Here is a 24863-nt window from a genome sequence, read left to right on the forward strand (position 1 = left end):
ACAGCGAGCATAATGGATTCCGATCGTACCAGACCCGGTCCCGACAACGTCGCGCTCGAGCACAGCGTCACCGCGGCGACGCGTGCGCTGCTCGGCCTCAGGCAACCCGACGGCCATTGGGTGTTTGAGCTGGAAGCGGATTCCACCATCCCTGCCGAATATGTGTTGCTGCGCCATTATCTCGGCGAGCCGGCCGATGCAGCTTTGGAAGCCAAGATCGCGAACTATCTACGTCGTGTGCAGGGTTCCCATGGTGGCTGGCCACTGGTTCACGACGGTAATTTCGACATGAGCGCCAGCGTAAAATCCTACTTCGCGCTCAAGATGATCGGTGACTCACCCGATGCGCCGCACATGATGCGGGCGCGCGAGGCGATTCTGTCACATGGCGGCGGTATCAACAGCAACGTGTTCACGCGCTTCATGCTGGCGATGTTTGGCGTCATGAGCTGGCGCAGCGTGCCGGTGCTGCCGGTGGAGATCATGCTGCTGCCGATGTGGTCACCGTTCCATATCAACAAGATTTCCTATTGGGCGCGAACCACCGTCGTGCCGCTGATGGTGCTTGCTGCACTCAAACCGCGCGCGCGAAACGAGATCGGTGTCGGAATCGACGAACTGTTTCTGCAGGATCCGCGATCGATCGGCATGACGGCAAAGGCGCCGCATCAAAGCTGGGGTTGGTTCACGCTGTTCCGCGGGCTGGACATCGTACTGCGGACGATCGAGCCGCTGTTTCCGAAGAAGCTGCGCGCGCGCGCGATAAATGCCGCCGTCGCATTCGTCGAGGAGCGGCTTAACGGCGAGGACGGGCTGGGTGCGATCTATCCGCCAATGGCCAACGCCGTGATGATGTACGAAGCACTCGGCAAGGGTGCAGACTATCCGCCCCGCGCGGTTACGCGCAAAGCCCTCGATCTGCTTCTGGTCATGCGCGAAGACGAGGCCTATTGCCAGCCCTGCGTCTCACCGGTGTGGGACACCGCGCTCACCTGCCATGCTTTGCTGGAAGCAGGGGGCGAAGCTTCGGGTCCGGCCCGACAGGGCCTGGACTGGCTGCTTCCCAGGCAGGAACTGAATCTCAAAGGCGACTGGGCGGTGAAGCGTCCCGACGTGCGGCCCGGCGGCTGGGCGTTCCAGTACAACAATGCCTATTATCCCGACCTCGACGATACCGCCGTGGTCGTGATGGCGATGGATCGCGCGCGACGCGGCCAGATGAACGGTAAATACGATGCTGCGATCGAGCGCGGCCGCGAGTGGATCGAAGGCATGCAAAGCCGGGACGGCGGCTTCGCCGCGTTCGATGCCGACAATCTTGAATACTATCTGAACAACATTCCGTTTTCTGACCATGGCGCGCTGCTCGATCCGCCCACCGACGACGTGACGGCGCGCTGCGTTTCCATGTTGGCTCAGCTCGGGCAAACCATTCATGACAGTCCCGCGGTCGCGGCAGGCGTCGACTATCTGCGTCGGAGCCAACTGGCCGAAGGCTCATGGTACGGCCGCTGGGGATTGAACTACATCTACGGCACCTGGTCGGTGCTGTGTGCGCTCAATGCGGTCGGGATCAGCCATCAGGATCCGATGATGCGCAAGGCTGTCGACTGGCTGGTGTCGATCCAGAACGGCGACGGCGGCTGGGGCGAGGATGCGACCAGCTACCGACTCGACTATAAGGGATTTGACGGCGCGCCCACCACGGCCTCGCAAACGGCATGGGCCTTGCTTGGATTAATGGCGGCGGGCGAGGTCGATCATCCGGCGGTCGCACGTGGCATAGAGTACCTAATAAGCACACAGACCCAAAAAGGTCTGTGGGACGAGCAGCGCTACACGGCAACGGGCTTTCCTCGGGTGTTTTATCTGCGCTATCATGGCTACTCGAAGTTTTTTCCGCTCTGGGCGGTGGCACGGTATCGGAATCTAAGGAGCACCAATAGTAGGGTGGTAGGGGTTGGAATGTGAATTTGGGGGCGGGGACTGCCGCGTCCGTGGGCACTTCGTTTGACCCGCGGCCGGTATTGATCGTGACCGGTCTTGTGCAGGAAGCCCGCATCGCGCGTGGGCCCGGCATGACTGTTATCTGCAGCAGCAGCGATCCGCGGCAGTTGCGCTCGCTTCTGGCGGGCATTGACCCCTTGACCGTGCGCGGCGTCATCAGCTTTGGCATCGCAGGCGGCCTCGACCCGACTCTGAAATCCGGCGACGTAGTGGTGGCCACCGAAGTCATGGCCGGCGCCTCGCGCTGGCTGGCCGGCCTCGCGCTGAGCGAAGAACTTATCGCGGGTACGGGGCTGGGACGGCGACGCGTCGTCCAAGGCGGACTTGTTGGCGTCGAAGAAGTCATCGGGGCTCAAGGCGGCAAGGCGGCGCTGCGGTCGGAAACCGGCGCGGTTGCCGTTGATATGGAGAGCCACATCGCCGCCGATTATGCCGCCGCTACAGGCCTTCCGTTTGCGGCGCTGCGCGTAATCAGCGATCCGGCCGGCCGCGCGCTGCCGGCGCTGGCAGCTAACGCAATCAAGCCCGACGGCAATATCGATCTGCGCAAGCTGCTGCGCGGACTCGCGCGAAATCCGCTGACCTTGCGGGCGATGGTTTCAACCGGGCTCGATTTCAATCGGGCGCTACGGTCCTTGCGCGGTTGCCGAGGCTTCCTGTTAGGCGGTGAGAGCCTCGTCGTGGAGGATGCCGGGGAAGTGCCCGCCATCGCCTAAGTTCCCACGCGCAGGTCGAACGGCTAATCGCTTTGTCCGAACTCTCATCGCGATAAGGTGAGTTTTGGCACAACTCATGCCGCTGTCGAGGCTTTTTGTTGCTTGGCTGCGGCCGCTGCTGCCTCGTCGCGGCGAATGTCTGACAGGCGCTTCTGCACCTCGGCTGAAAAGATATACTGCGCCGGACGCTGGTTATCGAGATTGATCTCGGGCGCCATTGGTCCGGTGGTGCGAATCCCGCGCAAGGCCACCCACATGGCCTTCAACGGGTTGGTCAGCGCGGCGTTGGCTGCGGTCGGCTCGTAACCGCAATGCGCCATGCAGTCGGCGCATTTCTCATACTTGCCGGTGCCGTAGGTTTCCCAGTCCGTGGTGTCCATCAACTCCTTGAAGGTCTTGGTATAGCCTTCGCCCAGCAGATAGCACGGCTTCTGCCAGCCAAAAATGTTACGCGCCGGCATGCCCCACGGGGTGCATTCGAAATCCTGATTGCCGGCTAGAAAGTCTAGAAACAGTCCGGAGTGCATGAAATTCCACTTCTTGCCCTTGCCGAGCGCAAAGACGTCGCGGAACAGCTTCTTGGTTTTGGTGCGGTTGAGGAAATGCTCCTGGTCCGGCGCGCGCTCATAGGCATAGCCGGGTGACATCGAGACGCCGACTCCAAGTTCGGTGGTGAAGTCGAGAAATTTTGCAATCTCCTCCGCGGCGTGACCATCGAAGATCGTCGCGTTGACGTTCACCGTGAAGCCACGGGCCTTGGCAGCCTTGATCGCCGACACCGCGCGATCGAACACGCCCTTCTGCGACACCGCCTTGTCGTGGTGCTCCTTCAGGCCGTCGAGGTGGACCGAGAAAAATAGATAAGGCGACGGTTCAAACAGATCGAGCTTCTTTTCCAGCAGCAGCGCGTTGGTGCAAAGCGAGACGAATTTCTTCCGTGCCACGAGTCCGCGCACGATTTCGCCGATTTCCTTGTGAATGAGCGGCTCTCCGCCGGGGATCGCCACCATCGGTGCGCCGCATTCGTCCGCTGCGTCCCAGCATTCCTGCGCTGACATACGGCGGTTCAGGATCGCATCGGGATAATCGATCTTGCCGCAGCCGACGCATGCAAGGTTGCAGCGAAACAACGGCTCCAGCATCAGCACAAGCGGGTAGCGCTTTCGGCCCGCCAGTTTCTGCTTGATCAGATAGCCGCCGATGCGGAGCTCTTTGAAGAACGGTATTGCCATTACAAGTTTTCTTTCTAGACTCGAGTCGAGAGTATATCAGCCCGCAGTTAGTTCGGCTGGAAGCCGGAATTCAATGTTTTCTTCCCGTCCCGGCAGCACGGAAACCGCAACCGGCCCGATGCGCCGCAGAGCCTCGATGACGTCGTCGACAAGAACTTCCGGCGCCGAGGCGCCAGCCGTGATGCCTACGGCTTTCGCGCCTTTCAACCACTCCGGATTGAGCTCGCTGCCGTCAGCGATCAAATAACTCGCAACACCGACCTCGGTGCCGATTTCGCGAAGCCGGTTCGAGTTGGAACTATTGGCCGCCCCTACCACCAGGATTACATCCACGAGCTTGCTGAGGTCTCTTACAGCAGATTGGCGGTTCTGTGTCGCATAGCAGATATCCCGGATGTCCGGGCCTTGGATGTCGATAAAACGGGCTTGCAACGCAGCGATGATGTCCTTGGTATCGTCGACGCTGAGTGTCGTCTGGGTAATGTAAGCCACCGGGGTATAGGCGGGCAAGGTCAGGGCGGCGACATCATCTACATTCTGAACCAGGACGACGGGACCGGGAACCTGTCCCATGGTTCCCTCGACCTCCGGATGGCCGGCATGTCCGATCAGGATCAAGGCACGACCCTTCGACATATACCGCTTGCCCTGATTGTGGACCTTTGTCACCAAGGGGCAGGTTGCATTCAAAACAGGCAGGCTACGGGAAACGGCTTCTTGTTCGACGCTTTTCGCCACGCCGTGGGCGCTGAAGACGGTGACCGCATAGGGAGGAACTTCCGACAAATCCTCAACAAAAATCGCGCCTTTTCCCTTCAGGCTCTCCACGACGTATTTGTTGTGTACGATCTCGTGGCGCACGTAGACCGGGGGACCATATTTTTCCAACGCACGCTCGACGATTTCGATGGCGCGGACGACACCGGCGCAAAAGCCACGGGGCTGTGCCAGAAATACGTCCATAGGGCGACCGTTAAGCAAACTGCACCACGCTCATGATTGACTCACACCATAGCCTTAAATATGTGCAATATCCGCACCAATTCGCTCGAACCCATGCCTCACGTGCATGGAGGACCGAGGACGTTGTGACAAAATTACTCGCGAAAGCAAAGATGGATCAGGATCAGATTGCTACGACCGTCCATCATAGGTATTATTTTACAGCATAACATTAATATCGGGTACGTCACAATCTCACTCGTTCGTCATTTTACGGCTCAGCAATCCCGACTATACCACCGGGCAGTATCGCAGCACCCTCGGCCACCTTACCGCGGCGTTGAGAGAAGTGTATTCAACCACCAGCTCAGGTTCCGGAACCCCGGTATATCCGTGGCGTTCAAGCAGACCTGGCAGATAGAAAGAGAAATTGTGCTAACAAGCCTAATTGTATCAATTGTCAAAAACTGCACCCGGTTTGCCCTTCTGACTGTTCTGCTCGCACTCGTCCTTGCGGTAGGGGCTGGTTTCTACACGGCTCGAAATTTCGCCATCAACACCGACATCAACACGCTGATTTCTCCCGACCTCGATTGGCGCAAGCGCGACAACGCGTTCGAAAAAGCTTTCGAACAGGAGCGAATGATTCTGGCCGTGGTGGATGCTCCGTCGCCGGAATTTGCCAGCGCCGCCAGCGCCAAGCTCATCGAGAGGCTTTCCAGCGACACCAAAAATTTCGATTCGGTCCGATCGCTGAACGATAGCGAGTTCTTTCAAAAGAATGGTCTCCTGTTTCTGTCAAAAGAGGAAGTCGCCCAGGTAACCGGCCAGTTCGAAGCGGCGGCACCCCTGATTGAGATCATGGCCGGCGATCCGAGTTTACGTGGTCTGACCGGCGCGTTGGAAACCGGCTTGCAAGGGGTCAAGCGCGGCGAAGTCAAACTGGACAGCACGGTGAAACCGTTCTCGAGGATTGCTGAGACCGTCGAGAACGTATTGAACACCGGATCCGGAAGTTTTTCATGGCGCGAACTCGTCAATGACAAGCCGCCGTCAGATGCCGATCGTCGGTCTTTCATCGAATTCAGGCCGATTCTCGATTTCAACGCGCTGGAACCAGGCAAGGACGCGACCGACGCAATCAGACAAGCCGCCCGGGATCTAAATCTGGCGGGCGAATACGGCGCGCGGGTGCGGCTGACCGGGCCAGTCCCTACCGCCAATGAAGAGTTCGCGACCGTCCAGGATGGCGCCATCATCAATGGGGTCGGCACCGTACTGGTGGTGCTGTTCATCTTATGGATGGCGCTGCACTCCTCGAAGATTATTTTTGCGGTATTCGCCACGCTGTTTGTCGGCCTTTCGGTGACGACCGCCGCCGGCCTGATGATGGTCGGCTCGCTCAATCTGCTTTCGATCGCATTTGCCGTCCTGTTCGTTGGCCTTGGCGTTGATTTCGGTATCCAGTACAGCGTGCGCTATCGTTCGGAGCGCTTCAAAAGCGACGATCTCGAAGCCGCACTCGTAAGCGCGGCTCACCGCTCTGCGGTTCCGCTGTCGCTGGCGGCTATGGCGACCGCTGCAGGATTCCTGTCGTTCCTGCCGACCGACTACAAGGGTATTTCCGAACTTGGCAAGATTGCCGGCGTCGGCATGATGATCGCGTTCCTGGCGAGCGTCACCGTACTTCCCGCGCTGTTGAATCTGCTCAATCCGCCGGGCGAAAAAGAGCCGGTCGGGTATGCCTTTTTGGCGCCGGTCGATCATTTCCTGGAAAAACATCGCATCGCGATTATCGTCGGCACACTTCTGGTCGCCGTCGCCGGCATGCCGGCGCTGTACTATCTCAAGTTCGATTTCAATCCGATTCATTTAAGAAACGCCAACGTGGAGTCGATCGCCACCTATCTCGATCTCCGGAAAGATCCGAATACGGGGGCCAGCGCCGTCAACGTCATGGGTAAGTCGGAAGACGACGCGCGCAAGATCGAGGCGCATCTCGGAAAGGTCCCGGAAGTGCTGCGCACTATGTCGTTGGACAGTTTTGTTCCGACCGATCAGCCAGCCAAGCTTAAGCTGATCGCGCAAGGCGCCAAAACTCTCAATCCGGCGCTGACCCCTGATTCGGTTGATGCGCCGCCTGCCGACGAAGAGAACGTTACCTCATTGAAGGGAGCTGCGGATAGCCTGCGTAAGACGGCCGGCGACGGCAAGGGTGAAGGCGCGGCGGCGGCGCGGCGTCTTGCCGATGCGCTGGCAAAACTGGCCGATTCCAATGAATCCATGCGAAACAAGGTACAGGCGGTCTTTGTGAATCCGCTCAAGATCATGATCGAACAGCTGAAGCTCTTGCTTCAGGCGCAACCCGTCAATCTCAAGACGCTCCCGCCTGACTTGGTGCGGTCATGGCAAACCAAGGAAGGCGTAACGCGCGTCGAAGCGCTGCCGCGCGGCGACCCGGACGATAACGAGACGCTGCGCAAGTTTGCCGCCGCGGTGCTTGCCGCGGAACCAAATGCGATCGGCGGACCAGTATCGATCCTCAAATCCGGCGAGACTGTTGTAAAAGCCTTTATTCATGCCGGGATCTGGGCGCTGCTCTCGATCAGCCTGTTGCTCTGGCTAGCACTGCGGCGAATCACGGATGTGCTGCTGACCCTGGTGCCGTTGCTGGTGGCGGGTGCGGTCACATTGGAAATCTGCGTGCTGATCGGACTGCCCTTGAACTTCGCCAACATCGTAGCGTTGCCGCTGCTGCTCGGCGTCGGCGTCGCGTTCAAGATCTATTACGTTACAGCGTGGCGCTCCGGGCGAACGAACCTGCTGCAATCGAGCCTGACCCGAGCCATCTTTTTCAGCGCGATGACCACGGCCACGGCATTCGGAAGCCTCTGGCTGTCGAGCCATCCGGGCACTGCGAGTATGGGCAAGTTGCTGGCGTTGTCGCTCGTTACCACGCTTGCAGCGGTGTTGCTGTTCCAGCCGGCGCTAATGGGCAAACCGCGCGATGTCAGGGAGGAGACAAATATCGCCGACGACATCACCTGAGGCCGCCGCGGTCTTTTGGCCGGGGACGGCCTTCTGACCAGTCGACCCGGTCGTCCTGGGGACTGCAGGCGGCGGCGGCGGTGCAACAGCTTTCGGACCTGGTTGGCCTGGCAGACCGGTCGTCTTGATCCCCCCCGATTTCGACATTCCCTTGGCCATGCTATTGGAAGGGCTGCTCGGAATCGGGGGTGCGACCCGGGTCCAGGTTTCGCCGCCGCACAGAAATCCCAGGACGCAGCCTTGAATCTCAAGCTGATCTGAACCGATCGGCTTGATCGTCGAACTGTAGAGCTTTCCATCCTTGGCGTTATATACTTGGCCTTCCCACTGCTCTACGCCGGGCTTTTTCTTCATGTCCAGGAGGATCGGCATGCCCAAGGTTGGCCTGCTCTGCAGCGAAACATCGGGATTGTTCTTATCGCGACCCCCGGGTGTCTTCTCCCATGCAACCACACCCCACATGCTCCCGTTGCATTCGGCGACGCGGATGTTGGCCACTTCGTCCGCGACTTTCCAGTCGCCGGTCGGATCGGCGGCGAAGGCTGTTCCTAAAGTCGTTGTTAAAACTACTCCGCAACCTAATCCGTAGTACATGAGGGTACGCGTACGCTTTCGTGGGCAGTGCAACATGGTTCGACCCTATGCTTAAGTAGATGACCGGGACTTGGGGGCAAAACGCCGCATTGTGCGTTTTCAGTTGACGAAACGACCACCAACCGAAGTATGTATCTGATGCTATATCCTAATCTAGACGTTTCCGAGATGTTTGTGGACCGCCAGGCGCAGCGGAGTTCCATGCATTCGCGTTATCTCAACGAACAACTGGTCCGCGTCCTCAAGACGATTGGTTACGATGTTGGCTTCCAGAAAGGTCAAGGCCAGTACCTGTTTGATCGGGTCGGTGCCCGCTACTTGGATCTACTGAGTGGTTTTGGCGTTTTTGCGATCGGGCGGAACCATCCGGTACTTCGCGAAGTATTGAAGGGCGTTCTCGACAGCGATCTGCCCAATCTCGTGCAGTTGGACGTCTCTACGCTTGCCGGCATTCTCGCAGAGCGCCTGCTCGGTTACGTGCCTTATCTTGATAAAGTCTTTTTTGCGAATTCCGGCGCCGAATGTGTCGAAGCTGCGGTCAAATTCGCACGCTGCGCGACCGGGCGGCCGGGAATCGTCTACTGCGATCACGCGTTCCACGGGCTGTCGTATGGCGCGCTCTCCCTGACCGGCGACACCAATTTCCGGGCCGGCTTCGGACCGCTGTTGCCGGATTGTATGTCGATCCCCTTCAACGATCTCGCAGCGCTTGAAAAGGCGCTGTCGTCGCGCCAAGTCGCCGCCTTCGTGGTCGAGCCGATCCAGGGCAAAGGCGTCAATATGCCGACGGACGAATTTCTGCCGGGCGCGGCGGCGCTGTGCCGGCGCTATGGCACGCTGCTAGTTGCCGACGAAATTCAAACCGGTATCGGCCGCACCGGACGCTTTCTGGCATGTGAGCACTGGAACGTCGAACCGGACATGGTCCTGCTCGCCAAGGCGCTATCTGGCGGCCATGTCCCGGTCGGCGCACTGCTGACGCGCAAGCACATCTTCGACAAGATATTCAATCAGATGGACCGCGCTGTCGTGCACGGTTCGACCTTCGCGAAAAACGATCTTGCGATGGCGGCGGGTATTGCGACCCTTGAGGTGATCAAGTCCGAAAAACTGGTCGAGAACGCGGCAAAGCGCGGCGCCGAACTTCGGCTGGCTTTGACCCGGATGGTTCCTGGCTTCGAATTGATGAAGGAGGTCCGCGGCAAAGGCCTAATGATCGGCGTGGAATTCGGCCCGCCGAAGTCGTTGCGGCTGAAGGCATCGTGGAACGTGCTTGAGACCGCCAACAAGGGGCTGTTCTGCCAGCTCATCACCGTGCCGCTGTTCAAGGATCACAAGATCCTTACCCAGGTCGCCGGCCATGGTAGCCATACCATCAAGCTGTTGCCGCCGCTGACCATCACGGATGAAGATTGCAACTGGATCGAAACCGCCTTCAATTCCGTCATCTCCGACAGCCACAAGGTTCCAGGGGCGATCTGGTCGCTGGGCAAGACGCTGGTAGACAACGCGATCCGTAAATCGGCCTGAGCGCGCCGTCTTACTCCTGGCTCTGGATTGCTCGCAACGACGATTTTAAAGTCTTACCCCGTCCCACGCGTGCGCATTGCAGCTTCAAATTTCTCGCTGAAATCCGTCAATCATGAAGGACGGCTTTACCGGCATCGATTTGATCTTGCCGATCGCCTCTTCGAGCGTGCCGATGGCATTCGGATTAGCCGGCTTGCCGAAGCCGACATGGCTGTCGCTGATCTGCAGGAATGTCAGGCCGGCCGGTTCGGCCTGCGCCGAGCCGACGAGGCCCAGCGAGCGCGGCACCCCACCGGAAATGGTCCACAGCATACCGGTGCCGGCCCATCTCCTGCATTCCAACGCCCGGCGTCGGGTGACGCCGCAGGTTTCATCGTGATCGCTCATCACCAGCTCCATGCACCCTTAATTGGGTTCACGGACCTGATCGGGGAGGGCGGAGGTTTATTCCCGGCGCATCAATCAATCGGCGCTGCCGCAATGACGATCGCGTGATTGATTACCGCGAATCCTCGATTATCATCGCAGAGCCCTTTTCGCCGATCATTGCGGTAGGAGTGTTGGTATTGCCCGAGGTGATCGTGGGCATCACGGAAGCGTCGACGATGCGCAGGCCTGCGATTCCATGACATCGCAGCCGCTCGTCCACCACGGCAAAACGGTCCGAGGCCGCGCCCATTTTGGCGGTGCCGACGGGATGAAAGATCGTGGTGCCAATATCGCCGGCGGCCTTTGCCAGCGAGGCCTCGTCGTCGCCGACCGATGCGCCCGGTAGAAATTCCTGCGGATGGTATGGCTTAAGTGCTTCCTGCTGCATCAGCCGTCGGGTGGTGCGGATCGCGTCGGCTGCAACCTCGCGGTCCTCATCCGTTGAAAGGTAATTCGGGGCGATTGATGGCGCGTCATTCGGCCTGGCGCTGCGAAGCCGAACGCTGCCGCGCGACGTCGGTTGCAGGTTGCAGGCGCTGACGGTGATGGCGGGAAAGCGATGCAGCGGATCGCCAAACTTGTCGAGCGACAGCGGTTGTATGTGAAATTGGATGTTGGCGCGCTCGCGATGCGGATCGGATCGCGTGAAAATACCGAGCTGGGACGGCGCCATGGTCAGCGGCCCGCGGCGGCGGAACGCATAGTCGAGGCCCATGACGCCGCGCCGGAACAATGAATAGTAGGTTTCATTGAGCGTACGTGCACCTTCGATCTTGTAGATCGCGCGCTGCTGCAGGTGGTCCTGCAGATTGCGCCCGACGCCCTGGCGGTCGAGCACGGTTTCGATGCCAAGCGGCGCCAGCCAGTCCGCAGGACCGACGCCCGAACGATGCAGCACCTGCGTTGATCCGATCGAGCCGGCGCAGAGAATGACTTCGCCGCTGGCGCGGGCCTCGACGATCTGGCCGCGCTGAATGAAACGCACCCCGACCGCGCGACGGTTCTTGACGATCAGACGATCGACCAGCACGTTCTTTTCAAGACGCAGGTTGCGCCGTGCCAACGCCGGTTTCAGAAACCCTCGCGCCGAAGACCAGCGCCGACCGCGCTTCTGGTTGACATGGAAATACCCGACGCCTTCGTTGTCGCCGGTGTTGAAATCGCGGATCTTACGGATGCCCATTTCAGCCGCGGCATCCCCAACCGCGTCGAGAATTTTCCAGGACAGCCGCGGCGCTTCGATTCGCCAACCGCCGCCGGCGCCATGATGCTCGCTGTCCCCGAGGAAATGATCTTCCAGTCGCCGGAACGCCGGCAGCACGTCGTCATAGCCCCAGCCAGTCAATCCAAGCTGGCGCCAGTGATCATAGTCGGCGGCCTGGCCTCGGATGGAGATCATGGCGTTGATCGCGGAGGAGCCGCCAATCACCTTGCCTCTGGGATAGGCAAGCGCCCGGCCATTGAGACCGGGTTCGGGTTCCGTCTTGAACATCCAGTCCGAGCGCGGGTTGCCGATCGCAAACAGGTAGCCTACCGGAATATGAAACCAGATCCAGTTATCGTCACCGCCGGCTTCCAGGATCAAAACCCGGCTGGCTGGATTGGCCGAAAGCCGGTTAGCGACGATACAGCCGGCTGTTCCGGCACCCACCACAATATAGTCGAAATCGCCCTCGATCTGTTTCGGCATTTCCAACATCCAGGCCGTTACACCACCTCGCCATGCCCGGCCTTGGCCCGGCATCGACGTCTTCTGCAGCAAACAAGACGTGGATGGCCGAGACAAGCCCGACCATGACGATAGAACGTTTCAGACCACCAACTGCGAGAGCATGTTGGGCGACGCGCGCGAGCGTGCTAGACAGGGCGAAACAACCTGACCTGACCGAGACGTGTCATGCCCATTATCAATCGTGTCGCCGATCTGCAACCGGATATCATGGCATGGCGCCGGGAGATCCATGCTCATCCCGAATTGCTGTACGATGTGCATCGCACCGCAGCATTCGTGGCTGACAGGTTGAGGGAATTTGGTTGCGATGAAGTTGCAACAGGTCTCGGCCGCACCGGTGTGGTTGGGGTCATCAAGGGCCGCAAGCCGGCCGCGACGGCCGACCTCAAGGTCATTGGCCTGCGCGCGGACATGGATGCGCTGCCGATCGAGGAAGAAACCAAGCTGCCCTACGCCTCCAAGACATCCGGCAAAATGCACGCCTGCGGCCACGATGGCCACACCGCGATGCTGCTCGGTGCTGCGCAGTATCTCGCGGAAACCCGGAATTTCGCGGGCGATGCCGTTGTGATTTTTCAGCCGGCGGAAGAGGGTGGCGCCGGCGCCGCCGCCATGATCAAGGATGGACTGATGGACCGCTTTGCCATCGATCAGGTCTATGGAATGCACAACGGTCCGGGAATCCCACTCGGCTCGTTTGCAATCCGTTCGGGGCCGATCATGGCTGCCACCGATAGCATCGATATTCACATCGAAGGATTGGGCGGCCATGCTGCGCGTCCGCACAAATGCATCGATTCCGTCCTGGTCGGCGCACAACTCATTACCGCACTGCAGTCTGTCGTTTCGCGCGGCGTTGATCCGCTGGAATCGGCCGTCATTTCGATCTGTGAATTTCACGCCGGCAACGCCCGTAACGTGATACCACAGACTGCCGAACTGAAAGGCACGGTCCGGACATTGAATCCGGAAGTCCGGCAATTGATTGAGAAGCGGGTGCGCGAAATCGTAGCCGGGGTCGCCCAGATTACGGGCGCAAAAATTGATCTTGAATACGAGCGCGGCTATCCGGTGACGGTCAATCACGCCTCGCAAACGGATATCGCGACCCAGGTGGCAAAGGAAATCGCTGGTGATGCCAACGTTCATGAAATGCCGCCGATGATGGGTGCCGAAGACTTCTCCTACATGCTGGAGGCGCGTCCTGGCGCATTCATCTTCTGCGGCAATGGCGACAGCGCCGGGCTGCATCATCCGGCCTATAACTTCAATGACGACGCCATCGTCTACGGCACCTCGTACTGGATCAAGCTGGTGGAGAACACGCTGGCGGCATGAGAGGCCGTCATGCGCGGCCTTGACCCGGCAATCCATCCTTTAAAAGAGTCTGCCAAAGGGGATGGATACGCGGGTCAAGCCTGCGTATGATGAGATGTGGGAATCCAGTAGGGTCAAGCGCGGCCATGACGGGATGAAATACTATCCGCCCTCAAAATCCTCCGGCGTGAAGCTGAGATCGAGCACTTTCCATTCGTCGTATTTGTCTGCCGGAAGCACGCTGTAAGGCTGACATTCCTGAAGCGCCTTGATGGCGGCTTGCATTAGCGACGGTCCCTTGGCGGATGCGCTGGCCTCGATCAGCAGCGGCACGGTGCGCAGGTGCCCGTCCGGAATGAAAGCCGCCCGGATGACAATCCTAACCTTGTCGGCCGGTGTGATTCCTGCAGGCAGGATCGAACAGGTTTTCAGGTATTCACGGAACTTGCCGATGTCGCTGATCTCGATCTTGGCAATGCTCATGGCCGGTGCGTCGAAATCGCTGCCGGGCAGCGGCGACAGCCCCAGATTCACCTGATATTTGACGCTGACATCCGGCTGAGCGCCTCCAGTGAAGGTTGGCAACCAAGGTGATGCGGGTTGCGCCGGAGGTGCCGGTGCAGGTAGCTGTGCCGCAGCGGGCAGAGCGCCTTGGCGCACATTGGACTTCGGATTCGCGCGATGCGGTGATGGTGCTGCCGGTTGCGCGGACTGAGGTGACGCCAACGATGGAATAGCCTGGTCTTTTGCGGAAAGGTCGGGAATTTCAGCTGATGGCGTCTTCGGCGCGACCTCCGTCGTCGCAGACTTGACCTTGTCGGACGAAACGAGATCGACCGTGATAGGCTGGACCGGCTTCGTTTCAAACGGCCGCACGCCAGCGTAGCCAAGTCCAACGGTCAGCGCCGCCAGATGGATGAAAATTGAAACGGCAGTGCCTGAGCGGAGGAGGAGCCGTGGTTGGAGCATCTGACATCAACGCGGGTTGTACTGTCTTCTACCCCAGCATAACGGCCCAAGGCTCCTTGCGGTGGCTTTTTTGCCGCACTTCGGCTGTTCAGAGCAATGCCGATCCCACCCAGGGAGAAGCGGGAACGTCCGGGAACGGCATTAAGCCGCCCGCGCCGCCTTCTTTATCTGCGCTGCGACGATCTTCAAATCATCGACAAAGCGCTCATACTCTCTTGCCTTTGCGGCTTCATCCGGCAGCCGCAGCAGGTAGGATGGGTGCACCGTCACCAGCGCCTTGGTGCCGTCCTCAAGTTCGATCAGGCGGCCGCGCGACTTGTTGATCGGCGTGATCTTTCCGAACACGCTTTGCGCTGCGGTGGCGCCCATTGCTACCACCAGTTCGGGTTTGACCGAAGCCCGTTCGCGCTCATACCACTGCCGGCAGGCCTTGATCTCCAGGGTATTCGGCTTCTGGTGCAGGCGAATTTTTCCGCGCGGCACAAACTTGAAATGTTTTACCGCGTTGGTGACATACACCTTTTCGCGGTTAACGCCGGCTTCCCGCAACGCGCGGTCGAGCATCTGGCCGGCCGGCCCCACAAATGGCTTTCCGGCTAGGTCTTCCTTGTCGCCGGGCTGCTCGCCGACCAGCATCACCGAAGCATGCTGCGGGCCTTCGCCGAACACGGTCTGGGTTGCATCTTTCCAGAGATGACAGGCACGGCAGCCCTTGGCTTCCTCGCGAAGGGCGTCGACGTCGTCGCCAGGCGCTAAATGCTTGCGTGGCATGGGCGGCCGTTTCTGCGATTTATGCGGTTCCGTGGCGGCATTGGCGATCATGTCGCCGGTCGCGCGTCCGGCGCCGGCGATCAGAGGCTTAATCAACGAGGCCTCGGGTAAGTTCCGCCAATATTTCTTCGGCATCTCGGCCTGCATCGCCTTCACCTTCAGCCGAGCCGGATTGAAAATGCTGGCATAATAACGCCGCCAGGTTTCCTCCAGCCGGTCTTGCGACGGCGCGTGCGATTTGTTGACACCGGGCGTGAACGAGACGGCATGGCCGTTCCAATGCGCGCAAATGTCCGGGGTCAGGATCGACCAAGCCATGTCGGCAAAGCGCCGCGCGAAGAACGGCGCGGCGAGTTCGACGATGTGATGCTCCGGCTCGAACCAGGCAATGAAATGCGACTCACGTTCGCATCCGACCTCGCGGAAGCGGACGAAGGCATGCATCTTGTGCTCATCGCGGCGTACCGCCTTAGCCATCGCCGCGACCTGCGAGACATCAGGATCGATCGCAACATCAAGCAGATCGTGGTTGCTCCGCAGCCGCCATAGCAGCCGATACAGGATTGCAAAACGCGTGGAGTTCCGATGCAGAATGGCAGTCTGCGCTAATTCGACGAACTTGGCAGACACGTTGAAGGTGCGGCGAGGCGTCTCGAGGAGTGGCGCTGGGGTGGATGGTTCGAACAATTCGGGCTCATTGCCCGCCACCGTCCACGTTACGTCGGCCGGCGTTACATCGTTCAGCGCCAAGGCCCGCGCCGCTTTGCGCCAGCTCTCGAAGTCGGTTTCGCTCGTCAGCGGGATGAAGTGCATCGATCTTCCCTTCGTCATTGCGAGGAGCGGAGCGACGGAACAATCGAGTGCTTCGGCGCGCCTCCGGATTGTTTCGCTCCCGTTCCCACCATGACGGTTAGAATCCAAATCGGAGCTGCGTTGCTTTCGGACGAAACCGTTCCACCAGCCTCGCGCTGTCCAGCAGATGCGGCGAGGGCCGGTGATCGGAGAGAATGATGAAAGGCAGCGCCTTGTTCCGGGGAATATGCAGCCGGGCGAGGTCCGCCGCGCGGATCGAGGTTACGCGCCGCGTGGCGATGATGCGATCGACGGCCTTGGCGCCGAAGCCCGGTACGCGCAGCAGATCCTCCCGACTGGCGCGATTGACATCGAGCGGAAAGCGACCCCGGTGGCGCAGCGCCCACGCCAGTTTTGGGTCGATGTCGAGCGGCAGCATGCCACGCCCGTCTTCGACAATTTCACTTGCGTTGAATCCATAAAACCGCATCAGCCAATCGGCTTGATAGAGCCGGTGTTCCCTGACCAGCGGCGGCGCAAGCAGCGGCAGCGCGCGGCTGGCATCGGGGATCGGACTGAATGCGGAATAATATACGCGCTTGAGATCGTAGGAGCCATAAAGGTTGGCGCTGGTGTTGAGAATGGTCTGATCGGACGCAGCATCGGCTCCGACGATCATCTGCGTGCTCTGTCCTGCCGGCGCGAAGCGCCGCGCGTTTTTGCTTTTGGCGTTTTCTTTTGCCTCATCAAGCTTGAGCCGCAGCCGGCCCATGGTGCGCCTGATCGCGCGCATGTCTTTCTCCGGCGCCAGCTTCGCCAGGCTTGCTTCCTCGGGCACCTCGATATTGATGCTGAGACGGTCGGCATATTTGCCGGCCTCCGTGATCAGCGCGTCGTCGGCTTCGGGAATGGTCTTTAGGTGAATATAGCCGCGGAAGTGATGCTGTTCTCGCAGGCTGCGAGCCACGCTTACCACCTGCTCCATGGTGTAATCGGCATTGCGGATGATGCCCGATGACAGAAACAGCCCCTCGATATAGTTGCGGCGATAGAAGTCGAGCGTCAGCTGCACTACCTCATTAACGGTAAAGCGTGCGCGCGGCACGTTGCTGGTGGCGCGGTTGACACAATAGAGGCAGTCGTAGTTGCAGGCATTGGTCAGCAGGATTTTCAACAGCGAGATGCAGCGTCCATCCGGTGCATAGGAATGGCAGATGCCCATGCCCGGTGCGGTCGATCCAAGGCCCTTGCCATCGCGGGAATCCCGCTTCTCAGTGCCGCTGGAAGCGCACGAAGCATCGTATTTGGCGGCATCGGCCAGAATTTCCAGCTTGCGCTGCACGTCCATCGATGAATTCCTTTGGCCCAATCAAAACTAAGGAGATGCCGGGGCAAAGACGGTCGTGCGAATGAGATCGGCACTTTCCGAAAGCATTGTATGATGCAGATTCATCTGCGACATCTGTGCAACTCGTGCTGACGGAAGGAAACGTTTCATCTCGGCATAGAATTCCGTCGCCGTTGTTTCACAGGCCAGCTCGTCGAGCTTGGCGGTCGCTTTGACCTTGACATCGGTGGTGCCGTAGTCGGCGAATTTTTTCAGAACCATCTCCCGGTTTGCCGCCGCGCCCAGCTTGTTGACGAGATACCAAACGTCCCAGACGTCGCGGAATTTTAGGGCAGTTCCTGACGTCAGGGCGACGGCCTTGTCCGCCAGAATTTCGTTGGGGGTTTCGGTATTGAGGATCACATCCTGGATCTGCACCAGGCCTGGCGCGACGCCGAGTGCGACAGGTTTGAAGTCGTAGGACGGCACGTTGGCGAATTCGATCTTGATGCGGGACATCGGCGCTCGCTGCGTTGGGTTCACGGGGATCACGATCTGCCATGTTGAGACGTTGACGCCGTTTTCCTCGACAGGCTGGGATCGGGCAGGGCGCTTCAGGGTGATCTGTCCAGCATCGATGTCGAAGTTGCGCTGCAGGGTTCGCTTCGTCGTCTCCATGGCCTTATCGACAAGACCATCGAAATCAATGTTCTTCGGATACGAGCCGGCCCCTCCAGCCACGAAGTCGAGATCTTCGCTGTAACACTCGCCACCGCAGCACAGACGCAGCACGGTGCCTCCCCGAAACACCACGTGCTGAAGCACGCCGGCTTCTGAAAGCGCGGACAGGAGATGGAGGTGGATAACCTCCTTCATTAGGTTCTGATCCATGTCCACCTCGATCCCGCGGCGCCGGATGAAGGCGTCGATGGCACTCTTAAGGCCTGCAGCTTTGTTGCTCATCACGGCTCTCTTCCTTCGAGATGGCCTCGGTAAGGGTTTTGGCATCGATCACATCATGGTTTCTGCCCACGCGGCGCAAGTCACGCAGCGCAGTTCGCATGGTTGCCTCCAATGTTCCGTCGTCCCGTGCGATGACGTCCACTCCGATCCTGATTTTTCGATCGGTATGGGTGAATTCGATCGTACCCCAAGGCGTTTCGAATCGGCCCTGGGATCCGGTTGTCATGCAGGTTAGTGCGGTCGATCTCTGCGAGATCGCTCCAGCTTCGGAAAGTTTCGATTCCAGGCTGACGTAATTGATTTCCCGGGGTCGAAGAAATCTGAGAAGCGCGCGTCGGACGTCGGACGGGCGAGATCGGGCATGTGGATTAACATAAACCCCTCGTACTGCACGGGTGAGGACGCCTTGATCCGCCAGGCGTTTCATCATCAATTTCAAATAATCAGGTTTGATGCCCCCCATAAGCGCTGAAAAGCTGGATGGAGTGAACGCCCACACGCCATCGGCATCGGCATGAGACAATTTGCGATTGAGATCTTTTCGCTTCATAAGGTTGACGCCAGTTATCATGGTAATTTCAGACATGCTTACGTTGGATGTTGAGAAGTCAGCCGCTCCAGCAAACCGTGAAGTTCCATACTTCCGATTGACTCTCACAACGATCTTAGCTTTATATTAGAACATATCATGAACAAATGAGCCAGCTTCTAGTTTCTCTGCGGAGCTGAAATCGGCCACATCTTTCCAGGAGCGACCGCATGACCGGCGCACGCATACGCATGCTTGCGGCTTTGCGCGACAGCATCGAGCGCATTGAAACCCACGACGGCACCGCCCCGGCCCGGGTAGCGCTCGGCCACGCCGGGGCCGATGCAGCGCTGCAGGGCGGACTTGCGCTAGGTGCGATGCATGAGGTGTTCGCCGAAGGCAGGCAGAGTGCAGCGGCCACAGGTTTTATCGCGGGCTTGGCGCGGCGCATCAGCGCGCGGCGGCCGCTATTATGGGTGCGGCAAGATTTCACCGAAGTGGAATCCGGGGCGCTGTCGATGAGCGGATGGAGCGAGCTCGGCCTCGACCCGCGCCTGCTGGTAATGGTGCGCGCTCCCGACGTGGAAACCACGTTGCGCGCGTCAGCCGATGCGCTGGCATGCGATGCGCTCGGCGCCGTGGTGCTGGAAATCTGGGGGGAGACGGGGCAATTCGATCTCGTTGCCAGCCGCAAGCTGACGCTGGCCGCGCGTATGTCGGGGGTTACCGGCCTGATGCTGCGGATGGCAGCCGCGCCAATGCCCTCGACGGCGGAAACGCGATGGATCGTACGCGCGGCGCATTCGCCGCCCGCCGTTCCCTGGAGCGCGTGGGGCGCCTCCATGCTCGATATCCAACTTGTCCGCAACCGTCATGGCCCCGTTGGCCATTGGATCATGGAATGGAAATGTGATGAGTGCCTTTTCCGTGAAGCGCCGGCGCATCCTCGGCCTGTGGTTGCCGCGCCTGCCGACCGACCGCATCAAGCGGCAGTTTTCGCGCAACGCCGCGACGGAAGCGTTTTCAAGCGAAGCGGGCACCGGTTCGCTTGAAGAGAATGCGTCAAAAAGAGACCCTAACGGTCTTCCATGCATCGTCGTCGCAAAACAAAACAACGCGCTACAGATTTCCGCGCTTGACGACGTCGCAGCGCGTCTCGGCCTTGATGTCGGCCTGCCGCTGGCCAATGCCCGCGCCGTGTGTCCTGATGTGCAGGTGTTCGACGCCGATCAAGTCGCGGATGCGCAGGCATTGAATGCCATCGCTGACTGGTGCGACCGCTTCACGCCTCTGGTGGCGCTGGATTCTCCGCACGGACTGTTCCTCGACATCACCGGCTGCGCGCATCTGTTCGGCGGCGAGGCCGCGCTGATGCAAATGGTATGCAGTGCGCTGACGCGGCAGGGCTTTGCCGTCAGTGCCGCGATTGCCGCCACCTCGATCTGCGCGCGAACCATGAACCGTCATGTCCATGGGCGCATCGTTGGCGATGGCGAGGAAGCAGACAGTGTCAAACCACTGCCGGTGTTCGCACTCGGCGCTGACGATACGATCACCCGTGGCCTGCGCCGGGCCGGATTGAAAACCATCGGCGATGTCGCCTCGCGCGCGCGCCACGAGATAACCGCAAGATTCGGCGCTGGCTTTACAGCCCTGCTAGAGCAGGCGCTGGGACAGGGCAATGCGCCGATCAGCCCGCGCAAGCCGCTGCCGGACTATATCGTGGAGAAGCGGTTCGCCGAACCGGTTTCCACCGGCGAGGTGATAGCGGCGACATTATCCAGGCTGGCACAGATGCTGGTCAAGGCGATGGAGAAACAAGGCAAAGGTGCGCGACGGCTGACGGCGAGTTTCTTCCGCACCGACGGCGCGGTGCGCGCGATTACGGTAGAAACCGGACAGCCCGTCACCAAGGCTGAGATGATCGACCGCCTGTTCCGCGAGCGGCTTGATGCATTGAGCGATCCGCTCGATCCCGGTTTCGGTTTCGATCTTGTTAGATTGTCCGCCGGCCGCACCGAAATCATGGTGCAGCAACAGCACGACCTTGATGCCCATGTGCACGATAATGACGAACTGACGGCGCTGATCGACCGCATTGCCGCGCGCATCGGCGGGCGGCGCGTGGTCGTCCATCTGCCGCAAGACTCCCACATTCCGGAACGCGCGGCCTGGGAGGCGCCGGCGCAGCATCATCTAACCGCCGCAACGCTTGCCGCTTGGCCGGCCCGCGTCGAGGGCGAGCCGCCGCAGCGGCCGCTGCGGCTGTTCGAGCGGCCGGAGCCGATAGAGGTGCTGTTTGCGGAGATTCCTGACAAACCACCGAAACGTTTCAAATGGCGTTGCGCATCGCACACGATCGTTCGCGCGGAAGGTCCGGAGCGTGTCGCAATGGAGTGGTGGCACGCGCGACAAATGATGCCGACACGCGATTATTTTCGGGTCGAGGATGAGGCGGGAACACGGTTCTGGCTTTATCGGAACGGGCTATATGGCGAAATCGTCAAAGATGGTGAAGCCGTTGCGCCGGGTTGGTTTGTGCATGGATTGTTCGCATGACGACATCTTATGCCGAAATCGGCATTACCACGAATTTTTCATTCCTGCGCGGCGGTTCGCACCCGCAGGAATATGTGCACCAGGCGAGCGAACTGCAGATACCTGTCATTGGAATTGCCGATCACAACACGCTGGCTGGAGTGGTGCGCGCATACAATGAACTTGAAAATCCTAAGGTGAAACACAAGCCGAAATTGCTGATTGGCTCGCGAATAGTCTTTTCCGACGATACGCCGGACATTCTGCTCTATCCCAAAGATCGCGCAGCCTATGGCCGGCTCTGCCAATTGCTGACGCTGGGCAAACGGGGGGATGATACCAAGAAGGGCGAGTGCCATTTAAAACTCGATGACCTCCTGGATTTCGCTACAGGCCAGCTTCTGATCCTGATAGTGCCACATCGCTTCGAGACCAGGAAAACGCTCAAAATTCTGGATCAATTGCAGCACAGCGGCGCGGACGGCGTTTGGCTTGCGGCAAGTTTGCTGTATCGCGGCGACGACGAGCGGCGTCTTATGCGGCTGCAGCGCATCGCGGCAACCGCCCGCGTACCTTTGCTGGCGACCAACGAAGTGCTGTATCATGATCCAGCGCGCCGTCCTTTGCAGGATGTTCTCGTCTGCATAAGAGAAAAGACGACGATCGAAGCCATTGGAAGGCGGCTTGAGGCCAATGCCGAACGGCATCTCAAGCCGGTTCATGAAATGGCGAGGCTGTTTCGCAAACTGCCGGAAGCAATTACGGAGACCATGCGCTTTGCCGAGCGTATCGCGTTTTCCCTGGATCAGCTCAAATATCAATATCCCGACGAGCCGGTGCCGCCAGGCAAGACCGCACAACAGCATCTGGAAGACCTGACCTGGGCGGGAGCCGATCGATATTTTCCGCAAGGAATCGATGCGACGTTGCGAGCCACGCTTCGAAAAGAACTCGATCTGATCGCGGAGCTTAAATACGCGCATTATTTCCTTACCGTGCACGACATTGTCCGCCATGCGCGGTCGCTGAACATTCTGTGTCAGGGCCGGGGATCGGCGGCCAATTCCGCGGTGTGCTATGTGCTTGGCATGACCTCGGTGAACCCTGCCGAGGTCGATCTGCTGTTCGAGCGTTTCATCTCCAAAGAACGTCTGGAGCCGCCCGACATCGACGTCGACTTTGAGCACGCACGGCGCGAAGAGGTGATGCAGTATGTCTATCGCCGCTATGGCCGCCATCGCGCCGCGATCATCGCGACTGTCATTCATTACCGGCCGCGCAGCGCGATCCGCGATGTCGGCAAGGCGCTGGGATTAACGGAAGACGTCACGACCGCCCTGGCCGATACGGTATGGGGAAGCTGGGGCAACGGCCTCAACGAAATGCAGGTCAAACAGGCTGGGCTCGATCCGCGAAATCCCATGATCGAACTCGCCGTCGACCTTGCCACCGAACTGATTCAATTCCCGCGGCATCTGTCGCAGCATGTCGGCGGTTATGTTCTGACCCAGGACCGGCTCGACACCTACGTTCCGATCGGCAATGCTGCGATGGACGGCCGCACCTTCATCGAATGGGACAAGGACGATGTCGACGCGTTGAAGATGATGAAGGTCGACGTGCTGGCGCTGGGCATGCTGACCTGCATCCGCAAATGCTTTGATTTGATTGCAGAGCACAAGAGTGTGCGTTACGAGCTCGCGGATATCAAGTCCAAGGATAATGACGAAGTTTATCAGATGCTGCAGCGCGGCGAGTCGCTCGGCGTGTTCCAAGTCGAGAGTCGCGCCCAGATGAACATGCTGCCGCGCCTGAAGCCGCGGACGTTTTATGATCTGGTGATCGAAGTGGCCATCGTCCGGCCCGGACCCATCCAGGGCAACATGGTGCATCCTTATTTGAAACGCCGGAAAATGAAACGGGAAGAAATTGAATATCCCTATCCCAAGGGTGGCAACAAAGACGAACTGAGGAACGTCCTGGAAAAAACCCTCGGCGTGCCGCTGTTTCAGGAGCAGGCAATGCGAATTGCCATGCAGGCTGCGGAATTCACCTCTGAAGAGGCAAACGGCCTGCGCCGGGCGATGGCGACATTCCGCAATGTGGGCACCATGCATACGTTTGAAGAGCGAATGGTGAATCGCATGATCGAACGCGGTTATGATCCGGTATTTGCCCGAAGCTGCTTCGACCAGATCAAAGGATTTGGCAGTTACGGTTTTCCCGAAAGCCACGCCGCGAGTTTTGCACAGCTGGTCTATGTTTCCTCATGGCTCAAATACTGGCATCCCGACGCTTTCTGCTGCGGATTGCTCAATTCACAGCCAATGGGCTTTTATGCACCGGCGCAGATCGTCGGCGATGCCCGCAAAAATCGAGTCGAGGTGTGCGAAATCGATGTTTCGTTCAGCCAGGCGCAAAATACGCTGGAGGAACGCTGCGGGGAACATCATGCCGTCCGGCTCGGCTTTCGCCAGATCGACGGATTCAAATGGGCTGATCCGGACGAGGACTATCTGAGGCAGAAAAACGGTAAGCCGAAAGCCGAGGATTGGGCCGAGCGCATCGTGGCCGCGCGGATGAAAAAGCCCTTCACCTCGCTTGAGGATTTTGCCCGCGACACGGGTTTGCCAAAACGCGCGCTGATTTTACTGGCCGATGCCGATGCGTTTCGTTCCATCGGCCTCGATCGCCGCGCAGCGCTCTGGGCGGTTCGGCGGTTGCCGAATGACGTACCGCTGCCGCTGTTTGAAATCGCCGCCGCGCGCGAACAGCCTGACGAGCATGCGGGTCCTTTGCCGCTGATGCCGTTGTCGGAGCAGGTGGTGGCCGATTATCAAACCATTCGGCTATCGCTGAAAGGCCATCCGATGGAATTTCTGCGGCCGATGTTCATGAAAGAACGTGTCATCGCCTGCGAAGCGGTTTCGCATGCCAATGACAGGCAGCGCGTCCGATGCGCCGGCGTGGTGCTGGTTCGGCAGCGGCCGGGCAGCGCCAATGGCGTCGTATTCATGACGCTGGAGGATGAAACGGGCATTGCAAATATCGTGGTGTGGCCAAAGGTGATGGAGCGCTTCCGCAAGGAGGTGATGGGCGCGCGGCTGGTTCTGATTGAAGGAATCATTCAGAGCAGCCCGGAAAAGGTCGTCCATCTGGTGGCCGATCGGTTATTCGACCGTTCGCCTGATCTGATGAATCTAGACAATGACACGCTTGATCGGCGGTATGTATCGGCTTCCGCCGCGGCGCCGAGTGAGCCGTTCAACGATGACCGCCGCGAACATCCTGATAATCCGGCTCAGAAAATCCGCCACCCGCGCGACGTCCGTATCCTGCCGCGCTCGCGGGATTTTCATTGAAGGCGCCATATGCCAAACCGGCGAATTCGTCGTGGCCGGGCTTGTCCGGGCCATTTACGTCTTGT

17 protein-coding genes and 1 pseudogene are annotated in these 24863 nt (G+C 59.4%); 8 read left to right on the plus strand and 10 right to left on the minus strand.

Features of this window, described 5'->3' with window-relative positions; genetic code table 11:
- The first annotated feature begins 12 nt into the window (after positions 1 to 12).
- Together shc and ACFE72_RS14530 are read left to right on the plus strand one after the other, a co-directional pair.
- On the plus strand, positions 13 to 1971 hold the full coding sequence (gene shc, locus ACFE72_RS14525) for a squalene--hopene cyclase (RefSeq protein WP_375413807.1): 1959 nt from the start codon (positions 13 to 15) through the stop codon (positions 1969 to 1971).
- Complete coding sequence (locus ACFE72_RS14530; RefSeq protein WP_375413808.1) at positions 1968 to 2723, plus strand: phosphorylase; 756 nt, start codon at positions 1968 to 1970, stop codon at positions 2721 to 2723. The genes shc and ACFE72_RS14530 overlap by 4 nt, the downstream gene beginning before the upstream one ends.
- Before the next feature lie 74 nt (positions 2724 to 2797).
- Here ACFE72_RS14530 and hpnH read toward each other — a convergent pair whose 3' ends face one another.
- Positions 2798 to 3955: an adenosyl-hopene transferase HpnH gene (hpnH, locus tag ACFE72_RS14535; protein WP_375413809.1), complete on the minus strand. Its 1158-nt coding sequence runs from the start codon at positions 3953 to 3955 to the stop codon at positions 2798 to 2800.
- A gap of 36 nt (positions 3956 to 3991) precedes the next feature.
- Positions 3992 to 4918, minus strand: coding sequence for a 4-hydroxy-3-methylbut-2-enyl diphosphate reductase (ispH, locus tag ACFE72_RS14540; RefSeq protein ID WP_375413810.1), 927 nt, complete (start codon positions 4916 to 4918; stop codon positions 3992 to 3994).
- A 411-nt stretch (positions 4919 to 5329) separates the two neighbouring features.
- On the opposite strand from ispH, the gene ACFE72_RS14545 reads away from it, so the two are divergent.
- The gene (locus tag ACFE72_RS14545; RefSeq protein WP_375413829.1) at positions 5330 to 7945 is read left to right on the plus strand and encodes an MMPL family transporter; all 2616 of its coding nucleotides are present in this window, start codon (positions 5330 to 5332) and stop codon (positions 7943 to 7945) included.
- Here the strand turns inward: ACFE72_RS14545 and ACFE72_RS14550 are convergent.
- Positions 7886 to 8539, minus strand: a complete 654-nt coding sequence (locus tag ACFE72_RS14550; protein ID WP_375413811.1) for a DUF2147 domain-containing protein — start codon at positions 8537 to 8539, stop codon at positions 7886 to 7888. The genes ACFE72_RS14545 and ACFE72_RS14550 overlap by 60 nt on opposite strands.
- 138 nt (positions 8540 to 8677) lie before the next feature.
- Here ACFE72_RS14550 and hpnO point away from each other — a divergent pair, with 138 nt between their 5' ends.
- Positions 8678 to 10069: an aminobacteriohopanetriol synthase HpnO gene (hpnO, locus tag ACFE72_RS14555; RefSeq protein WP_375413830.1), complete on the plus strand. Its 1392-nt coding sequence runs from the start codon at positions 8678 to 8680 to the stop codon at positions 10067 to 10069.
- Between the two features lie 108 nt (positions 10070 to 10177).
- Here the strand turns inward: hpnO and ACFE72_RS14560 are convergent.
- Together ACFE72_RS14560 and ACFE72_RS14565 are read right to left on the minus strand one after the other, a co-directional pair.
- Positions 10178 to 10456: pseudogene (locus ACFE72_RS14560) on the minus strand (metallophosphoesterase); the annotation flags it as partial.
- Between the two features lie 112 nt (positions 10457 to 10568).
- Positions 10569 to 12188, minus strand: coding sequence for a GMC family oxidoreductase (locus ACFE72_RS14565; protein ID WP_375413812.1), 1620 nt, complete (start codon positions 12186 to 12188; stop codon positions 10569 to 10571).
- 207 nt (positions 12189 to 12395) lie between these two features.
- Here ACFE72_RS14565 and ACFE72_RS14570 point away from each other — a divergent pair, with 207 nt between their 5' ends.
- Positions 12396 to 13568, plus strand: a complete 1173-nt coding sequence (locus ACFE72_RS14570) for a M20 aminoacylase family protein (protein ID WP_375413813.1) — start codon at positions 12396 to 12398, stop codon at positions 13566 to 13568.
- Positions 13569 to 13709: 141 nt separating this feature from the next.
- Here ACFE72_RS14570 and ACFE72_RS14575 read toward each other — a convergent pair whose 3' ends face one another.
- The 5 genes from ACFE72_RS14575 to abiEi form a co-directional block, all read right to left on the minus strand.
- On the minus strand, positions 13710 to 14516 hold the full coding sequence (locus ACFE72_RS14575) for a hypothetical protein (RefSeq protein ID WP_375413814.1): 807 nt from the start codon (positions 14514 to 14516) through the stop codon (positions 13710 to 13712).
- Positions 14517 to 14657: 141 nt separating this feature from the next.
- Positions 14658 to 16100, minus strand: coding sequence for a UdgX family uracil-DNA binding protein (locus tag ACFE72_RS14580; protein ID WP_375413815.1), 1443 nt, complete (start codon positions 16098 to 16100; stop codon positions 14658 to 14660).
- Positions 16101 to 16197: 97 nt separating this feature from the next.
- On the minus strand, positions 16198 to 17427 hold the full coding sequence (locus ACFE72_RS14585; protein WP_375413816.1) for a putative DNA modification/repair radical SAM protein: 1230 nt from the start codon (positions 17425 to 17427) through the stop codon (positions 16198 to 16200).
- Positions 17428 to 17454: 27 nt separating this feature from the next.
- Positions 17455 to 18369, minus strand: a complete 915-nt coding sequence (locus tag ACFE72_RS14590) for a nucleotidyl transferase AbiEii/AbiGii toxin family protein (RefSeq protein WP_375413817.1) — start codon at positions 18367 to 18369, stop codon at positions 17455 to 17457.
- Entirely contained in the window at positions 18344 to 18955 is a 612-nt protein-coding gene (gene abiEi, locus ACFE72_RS14595; RefSeq protein ID WP_375413818.1) for a type IV toxin-antitoxin system AbiEi family antitoxin, read from the minus strand. Before abiEi ends, ACFE72_RS14590 begins: the two co-directional genes overlap by 26 nt.
- 173 nt (positions 18956 to 19128) lie before the next feature.
- On the opposite strand from abiEi, the gene ACFE72_RS14600 reads away from it, so the two are divergent.
- The 3 genes from ACFE72_RS14600 to ACFE72_RS14610 are packed head-to-tail and all read left to right on the plus strand — an operon-like array spanning position 19129 to position 24798.
- Entirely contained in the window at positions 19129 to 19950 is an 822-nt protein-coding gene (locus tag ACFE72_RS14600) for an ImuA family protein (RefSeq protein WP_375413819.1), read from the plus strand.
- On the plus strand, positions 19856 to 21457 hold the full coding sequence (locus ACFE72_RS14605; RefSeq protein ID WP_375413831.1) for a DNA polymerase Y family protein: 1602 nt from the start codon (positions 19856 to 19858) through the stop codon (positions 21455 to 21457). The genes ACFE72_RS14600 and ACFE72_RS14605 overlap by 95 nt, the downstream gene beginning before the upstream one ends.
- Entirely contained in the window at positions 21454 to 24798 is a 3345-nt protein-coding gene (locus ACFE72_RS14610; protein ID WP_375413820.1) for an error-prone DNA polymerase, read from the plus strand. The genes ACFE72_RS14605 and ACFE72_RS14610 overlap by 4 nt, the downstream gene beginning before the upstream one ends.
- The last annotated feature ends 65 nt before the right edge of the window (positions 24799 to 24863 follow it).

Origin of the sequence: uncultured Bradyrhizobium sp., assembly GCF_964252615.1 — a bacterium.
Lineage (GTDB): Bacteria > Pseudomonadota > Alphaproteobacteria > Rhizobiales > Xanthobacteraceae > Bradyrhizobium.

What these genes read in the sequence shown, in the direction of transcription:
- shc (WP_375413807.1), top strand. Translation starts at nt 13, where the DNA reads ATGGATTCCGATCGTACCAGACCCGGTCCCGACAACGTCGCGCTCGAG.
- ACFE72_RS14575 (WP_375413814.1), bottom strand. Translation starts at nt 14,516, where the DNA reads ATGCTCCAACCACGGCTCCTCCTCCGCTCAGGCACTGCCGTTTCAATT.
- ACFE72_RS14600 (WP_375413819.1), top strand. Translation starts at nt 19,129, where the DNA reads ATGACCGGCGCACGCATACGCATGCTTGCGGCTTTGCGCGACAGCATC.
- abiEi (WP_375413818.1), bottom strand. Translation starts at nt 18,955, where the DNA reads ATGTCTGAAATTACCATGATAACTGGCGTCAACCTTATGAAGCGAAAA.
- ACFE72_RS14580 (WP_375413815.1), bottom strand. Translation starts at nt 16,100, where the DNA reads ATGCACTTCATCCCGCTGACGAGCGAAACCGACTTCGAGAGCTGGCGC.
- ACFE72_RS14565 (WP_375413812.1), bottom strand. Translation starts at nt 12,188, where the DNA reads ATGCCGAAACAGATCGAGGGCGATTTCGACTATATTGTGGTGGGTGCC.
- ACFE72_RS14570 (WP_375413813.1), top strand. Translation starts at nt 12,396, where the DNA reads ATGCCCATTATCAATCGTGTCGCCGATCTGCAACCGGATATCATGGCA.
- ACFE72_RS14550 (WP_375413811.1), bottom strand. Translation starts at nt 8,539, where the DNA reads ATGTACTACGGATTAGGTTGCGGAGTAGTTTTAACAACGACTTTAGGA.
- hpnH (WP_375413809.1), bottom strand. Translation starts at nt 3,955, where the DNA reads ATGGCAATACCGTTCTTCAAAGAGCTCCGCATCGGCGGCTATCTGATC.
- ACFE72_RS14610 (WP_375413820.1), top strand. Translation starts at nt 21,454, where the DNA reads ATGACGACATCTTATGCCGAAATCGGCATTACCACGAATTTTTCATTC.
- ACFE72_RS14590 (WP_375413817.1), bottom strand. Translation starts at nt 18,369, where the DNA reads ATGAGCAACAAAGCTGCAGGCCTTAAGAGTGCCATCGACGCCTTCATC.
- ACFE72_RS14585 (WP_375413816.1), bottom strand. Translation starts at nt 17,427, where the DNA reads ATGGACGTGCAGCGCAAGCTGGAAATTCTGGCCGATGCCGCCAAATAC.
- hpnO (WP_375413830.1), top strand. Translation starts at nt 8,678, where the DNA reads ATGCTATATCCTAATCTAGACGTTTCCGAGATGTTTGTGGACCGCCAG.
- ispH (WP_375413810.1), bottom strand. Translation starts at nt 4,918, where the DNA reads ATGGACGTATTTCTGGCACAGCCCCGTGGCTTTTGCGCCGGTGTCGTC.